This window comes from Paraburkholderia sp. RL18-085-BIA-A, assembly GCF_046027075.1.
Taxonomy (GTDB): domain Bacteria; phylum Pseudomonadota; class Gammaproteobacteria; order Burkholderiales; family Burkholderiaceae; genus Paraburkholderia.
The window spans coordinates 1-2,604 of record NZ_JARESU010000347.1 but is presented as its reverse complement, the minus strand read 5'-3'; the positions used below and the strand labels follow the sequence as shown (position 1 = coordinate 2,604).

Genomic DNA, 2,604 nt, shown 5'->3' with positions numbered 1-2,604 from the left:
GAGGCGCGACGTTTTATTTCACGTTACCCGTCGGGGACGCCGCGTAGCTAGACCCCTTGCGATCGGTGCCGTGGTCGACTCGGCTCGACAGCTTTCTGGTTGATGACGGCGGTTTCGCCGCGCCAATATGACGGCACTCCAGGGCGGGCGCGTCGAGGGTTGGCCTGAGCCTTTGCTGCTTTACCTGATGTACGTTTGTGGTCAGCGGACGGAAGCGTTCCCACATGGCACAGCCGACCACCACACAGGAGCAAGTCTTGAGACAAGTCGGTCATCTGCTCATCGTAGCTTTGCTGCGTGCTCTCTCAATACTTCCGTACCAATTGGTCGCGAGGATTGGCAGCGCGCTTGGCGCGGCCCTGTATTCGCTTCCCAGTCGCCGCAAACATATAGTCCTTGTCAACCTGCGCCTCTGCTTTCCGGAAAAGACCGGAGGTGAGTACAATGAGCTTGCGAGGGAACACTTCCGGCATGTCGTCCGCAGCTATCTCGAACGAGGCATTCAATGGTTTGGTAGAGCGCAAACGATAAGAAAAATCGTCCAGATCGAAAGCGCGATTGATCTCGAAGACAGGAATCCTCCGCCTACCATCTTTATGGGGTTTCATTTCGTGGGCATCGAGATCGGGTGCATGCGTTACTCGCTGCAGTTGCCTGTCGCTGCCCTGTACACGCACATGTCGAACACGCGTCTTTGCGACCTGGCCAGACGGCAACGCGGCCGATTCGGTGCAGAGATGGTCGAACGTTCGACAAGCGCCAGGAAGATTGTGAAATTCCTTCGCGACGGCAGATCGGTCATGCTTGCTGCGGACATGGACCATGGCATCGACAACTCTGTTTTTGTGCCTTTTTTTGGCGTCCCTGCGTGCACGCTGACTTCTGTTTCCCGACTTGCAAGATTGGGGCGCGCGCGCGTTGTGCCGTTCGTGACGGAAGTACTGCCGGATTTCAAAGGGTATCGGTTGACCATCTTTGCGCCGCTCAGCAATTTTCCATCAGAAAGCGACACGAATGACGCGCGTTGCATGAATGCGTTTCTCGAGACCCAGATAATGAAATTCCCCGCCCAGTATTACTGGGTGCATCGACGCTTCAAACATCGTCCACCTGGCATGCCTGCGGTATATTGATCGTGCCATGCGCCCAGCTCGTTCTTACGTTGCCGGCAAGCTATCGACCTGAGCCATTCGCTCCGCTCGCTCTCACTGACCATAGATTTCGTACGTTAAGCGAGCTGGAAAGGTGATCCGCCGCACAGGCCAGGCACCCTTCCTGCCGCTATCCTGAACATACAGGAGGCCGTCATGAAAATCGAAGACTTCAAATCGCATCTGTCGATGCTGCTGCGAGACCAGCCGATAGGCACGACAGCAGATCTGTCGGATTTCGCAGTAGCCTGGTGGAACGGCCATAGCGTGACGTATGCGTTTCTGCTGGATGTCGAAAGCGGACGGATCGAAGAGGAGTTCGACCTGGACGACTATGGGTGGAAGCAGTGGGAGCCGGACTTCGCCGCGTGGGTGGAAATACCGAAGTTCAGCGCACAGGACGAAGTGCTTAGACGGCTAAAAAATGCGCCGCCGAACAAGGCGGCCTGATTGATTCGTCGCCATAGGCGAGCGGGAGGGGCATGAAGAAGAGCGCAATAAAGACGATCTACGCAGGCATTGGCCTTTCGGCTCTTTCGCTCGTGGGCGTAAAGCAGCCGGTCGTTCTCGGCGCGCTGGTTTTGGGAGTCAGCCTGTTTCTCGGGGCGATTATATTTGTAGTCTGGATGGTTGAGGATTATAAGGATTAATCGTCGCCAATGGCGAGAGGGAGATTGGTGTGACGTTAGAAACAAAGATGAATGGTCCCAATTTGTCCGGGCCGCTAGCAACGCCTCCGACTACGGTCGAGAACTTGCGGCACATGGCCGAATGCTTACCTCTGCTCGACGGCGATGCGGTGATGGGGAGGCATGCGCTTCTGAAGGCGGCGGCCGAGCGGCTTCGTCGGCAGACGACGCGCAGCACGAACTCGGGCTTGTTATTGCATACCTTGAACTGGAGCAGAGTCCGGACGACGTCGAGCGGACTGCCATCGCAATTGCGCACTCGGAGCTGTATCTCAGGCGATTCGATCGCGCTGCAGACCAAATTTGCCGCGTCGTTTCGCGGCGGCTACAAGGGGCTCACTAGGCGCGGCATCAGTTTCGAACCTCCGCGTTCGGCCGAGGATTGCGGTAGGGATGCCCATTACTGAGCACCCCCCGCGCAGATCCCGGCGTGCCCAATTCGGGCACCGTATGTGTTTGCCAACATACGGCAGAGGTTTTTTTGGTTGGCGATCGCGGCTACAGGCGCATGGACAGGTCGGTCGAGGTCGGCCCGCGATCGGTAACTAAAAAAACGTTTGTGCTGAACCGCTCCGCAGGCGTCGCCTCTATGGGCATTGAATGACCGGCGGGGTCATCCAGGGTGCGCCACCCGCGTTGGCCGGGCACCGGACGACGATGAAGCGGCGTTGGCCGGTGCGTGAGGGTGGTGTGAGCGTTGAGTTGGCGAGGTCAACGGTGCAGATTGCGGGGCGTTCACCTACGGCAAAGACCCGATGACGCAG

General features: G+C 57.7%; 3 protein-coding genes. All 3 read left to right on the top strand.

From position 1 onward, the window contains the following. The first annotated feature begins 224 nt into the window (after positions 1-224). The 3 genes from P0D89_RS52200 (at position 225) to P0D89_RS52190 (ending at position 1,801) form a co-directional block, all read left to right on the top strand. Positions 225-1,133: a lipid A biosynthesis lauroyl acyltransferase gene (locus P0D89_RS52200; protein WP_408370970.1), complete on the top strand. Its 909-nt coding sequence runs from the start codon at positions 225-227 to the stop codon at positions 1,131-1,133. Between the two features lie 174 nt (positions 1,134-1,307). Beyond that, positions 1,308-1,601: a hypothetical protein gene (locus P0D89_RS52195; protein ID WP_408370968.1), complete on the top strand. Its 294-nt coding sequence runs from the start codon at positions 1,308-1,310 to the stop codon at positions 1,599-1,601. Between the two features lie 32 nt (positions 1,602-1,633). Then, the gene (locus P0D89_RS52190; protein WP_408370966.1) at positions 1,634-1,801 is read left to right on the top strand and encodes a hypothetical protein; all 168 of its coding nucleotides are present in this window, start codon (positions 1,634-1,636) and stop codon (positions 1,799-1,801) included. Positions 1,802-2,604: the final 803 nt, after the last annotated feature.

Bases quoted from the DNA above. Each gene is read 5' to 3' on its own strand.
- P0D89_RS52190 (WP_408370966.1), top strand. From the start codon at position 1,634: ATGAAGAAGAGCGCAATAAAGACGATCTACGCAGGCATTGGCCTTTCG.
- P0D89_RS52200 (WP_408370970.1), top strand. From the start codon at position 225: ATGGCACAGCCGACCACCACACAGGAGCAAGTCTTGAGACAAGTCGGT.
- P0D89_RS52195 (WP_408370968.1), top strand. From the start codon at position 1,308: ATGAAAATCGAAGACTTCAAATCGCATCTGTCGATGCTGCTGCGAGAC.